The 386-nt window shown below is 66.1% G+C and carries 1 protein-coding gene; it reads left to right on the plus strand.

Features of this window, described 5'->3' with window-relative positions; all coding sequences use genetic code 11:
- Positions 1 to 74: 74 nt before the first annotated feature.
- Positions 75 to 386: ATP-binding cassette domain-containing protein (locus D7X55_RS42550; RefSeq protein ID WP_121725816.1), on the plus strand; the 312-nt coding region annotated here is incomplete at its 3' end.

Genomic DNA, 386 nt, shown 5'->3' on the forward strand with positions numbered 1-386 from the left:
CATGTGTAGCAATTAGGTCACGAATGAGCGCGGCGGCGCCGTAGCGGCCTGTGGGCGTGACTACGATCACTGCCATGACCGGAGCCACCACTGCCCCAGCGCACAGTGACATCACCGCCCAGCGAGGCGAACCCCTCGTCGTGCTCGACGGAGTGAACAAGCACTTCGGCGACCTGCACGTCCTCAAGGACATCGACCTGAGCGTCAATCGCGGTGAGGTCGTCGTCGTGCTCGGCCCCTCGGGATCCGGCAAGTCGACGCTGTGCCGCACGATCAACCGGCTCGAGACGATCGAGTCCGGAACGATCACGATCGACGGCAAGGCGCTGCCCGAGGAGGGCGCGGCGCTGGCGAAGCTGCGCGCCGACGTCGGCATGGTGTTCCAG

The sequence above is a fragment of the Corallococcus sp. AB049A genome (assembly GCF_003668885.1).
Lineage (GTDB): Bacteria > Myxococcota > Myxococcia > Myxococcales > Myxococcaceae > Corallococcus > Corallococcus interemptor.